At 76.9% G+C, this 2,851-nt stretch carries 1 protein-coding gene; it reads left to right on the forward strand.

Annotated features, from left to right (window positions below):
* Positions 1 to 2,843: DUF3376 domain-containing protein (locus ACTUAL_RS23405; protein ID WP_440901748.1), on the forward strand; the 2,843-nt coding region annotated here is incomplete at its 5' end.
* Between the last annotated feature and the right edge of the window lie 8 nt (positions 2,844 to 2,851).

The following is a 2,851-nucleotide window of genomic DNA, read 5'->3' on the forward strand; positions in this document are numbered from 1 at the left end:
AGGAGCACAACCGGCGGGCCGCGAGCAGGCGCGGCGGGCGCAGCGCGCTGCTGTCCCGGCTGCACCGCGAGGACGCGCCGATCACCCGCAGCCTGTACGAGCTGACCAGGACCCTGCGCGGGCACTACGAGGACGTGCGCATCCGGCTCGCCGCCCGCGACCTGGCCACCCGCGAGCTGGACAAGCCCGGCTCGAACGCGGCGGGCTGGACGTTCGAGCGGGTGCGGGCCGCCGCCGAGGTCGCGCAGCGCACCTGGCTGCGCGAGCACGGCAGCCTGCCGTACGTGCCGGTGCCGCCGCTGCCGGTGGCCGCGCCGGTCACCGGCTGGCCGTGGGGCATCTCGATGGCCGAGCGGCTGGTCACCGCGGCGATGGACCTGCTCAAGCGGCTGGTGTGGGTGGTGCCCGCCGAGGGGCCGGGCCTCGAGGACTGCGCGCGGATCACCGGCGACCGGACGGTGCTGCACCGGGTGCGGGCCGAGCTGCGCAGGCTGCACGAGGAGCTGGACTCGGAGCAGGTGCGGGCGGGCGTGGAGGCGCGGGTGCGCGCCTGGCTGGAGCTGCCCGAGGACCGGCCGGTCGAGCTGAACCAGGTGTACTGGCGGGAGCGGCTGCAGAACTTCACCGAGCGGATGGGCGCGGACTCCGACGAGGAGCTCGGGCAGCGGGTGCGGGCGCAGGTGGCGCTGGTCGCCGAGGTGCTCGGGCACGCGCACGCGATCATCACCGGGCTGAGCCCGGAGCGGCGGTCGATGGTCGGGCTGGAGCCGTGGTGCCTGCTGCTGACCGAGCCGATGACCGCGGGCGAGTCCGAGGTGGGGCTGGTCGGGGACGACGTGTGGCTGTCCCGGCTGCTCGCGCTGGAGGTGGCCACGACGTGCCTGGCCGACGACTCGATCAGCGGGCTCGACCAGGCGGTGGAGCTGGTGCAGGTCAGCCTGCGCACCCGCAACGCGTTCGCCGACTACAGCCGCACCCCCGACGACAAGGCGGGCGGGGCGTCGCTGAGCCGGTTCTCCGGTTTCCTCAAGCGGTCCTGGCGTGTCAACGACTGGATCTGGGTCAGTCTCGACGGGGCGTCGATGCTGTGCCGGGTGCTGTTCGAGCCGACCAGGCTGCGGCGGGTCGACAAGCTCGCGGGCGGGCTGCCCGGTGACGCCGCGCAGCGCGCCGAGGCGGTGGTGGCGGACCTGGTGGCGGAGCTGTTCGGCAGCGCGCTGCCGGAGGAGCTGAGGGCGGCGCGGGAGGCGGCGGTGGCCGAGCTGACCGGGGTGTACGCCTCCGGCGAGTCCGACCTGCCGCCCACCTGCGCGGCGCTCGCCGACCTGGCCGCGTGGGGGCTGCACGCGCGGATCATCTGCGAGGAGCTGCCCGCGCTGCGGCAGGCGATCCTGGCCGACCGGGCGGACGGGGCGGACCGGCGCTCGCGCGGCGAGCTGTTCCTGGAGGAGCACGCCGGGCTGCTGGCCAGGCTCGCCACGCCGCCGATCACCACCGAGGAGACGGCGGCGCTGGGCGTGCTGGCGCTGCGCGCGTTCGACCGGGCGGGCATCGGGCGGGAGCCGATCGGCCAGGAGGCGGGCAGCGACCAGGTGATCCGCACGGCGGCGACGGCGGCGGCGGTCGCGGTGACCGTGGCCGACAGCGAGCGGTCGGGGCTGGGGCCGGTGAAGCCGCTGACCAGGGCGCTGCGCGGGGCGGCGCTGCTGCCCTACTGGATGATCAACGGGTTGACCAGGGGCGGGAACCTGTCGAGGTTCCTGGGGCTGGTCGGGCTGGCGCTGGGCGGGGCGCTGCTGGTGCTGTCGCTGTTCGACCTGCTGCCCGGCTGGGCGGTGGCCCCGGCGGCGGCGCTGGGGGCGGCGACGCTGCTGGCCGCGTTCGGGTACGCCGCGCTGCGGTCCGGGACGCTGCTGCACGGGCTGGTGCTGCTGTCGCCGGTGCTGCCGCTGGCGTCGGTGGCGGTGACGCGGTCGCGGGACGCGCTGGGCGGTGGGACGAACCCGCAGGAGGCCACCACCGGGGTCGTCGCGATCGCCGGGGTGGGGCTGGTGGTGGCGTGCCTGCTGGCGCTGGGCAGCCTGCCGTCGCCGGTGGGCACGCCGCTGGCGGTGCTGGGGCGGGTGCGGGTGCCGAAGCGGCTGGTCGGGGTGGTGGCGGCGGCCGGGGCGCTGTGGCTGGGCGCGCGGGAGGCGGCCCGGTGGTTGGTCGAGGCGGACTGGTGGGTCCTGGGGTTGGCGTCGCTGGCCGCGGTGGCGATCGGGTTCGGCGCGTCGTTCTCGCTGGGGCGGTCGATGCAGCGGTGGCGGCGGGCCGAGGAGCCCGCCGCGGTGGGCGGTGGACCGGGCGTCTCGGGGTCGGGCGCGGACCCGTCCGGTGGCGGTTCGCCGTGGGTGACCGAGCACGCCGAGCCGCCCTCGGCGGCGACCGCCGGGTGGGCCGGGGTGTACGGAACCGGGTACCTGGCGCTGGTGGTGCTGCTGCGGGCGCTGGACCTGAGGTTCACCGCGTGGGAGGCGGTGCTGTGGACCGGCGCCGGGTTCGGGGTGGTGCTGCTGCTGGTCACCACCTGGTGGGTGCCGCTGCGCGGGCGGGCGCGCATCCTGGCCGCCATCGAGGACCAGGCGGTGCTGGCCGGGGTCCGCGACGAGGCCGCGTTCCTGCGCAGGCTGGAGGGGCACGGCGGGCTGTTCCGGTTCCTGGTGGGCGTGCGGGACGGCCACCCGGTGCTCAGGCCCGCCGGGAAGCGGGCCGCGCGCCGGGTGGCCGACCGGGTCTCCCGCGCTCAGGCGGCGAGCGCGGCGGGCGCGGCTGCCGTGGCCGAGCCCATCGCCTCGGCGTAGAGGCCCTC

The organism is Actinosynnema sp. (assembly GCF_052038725.1).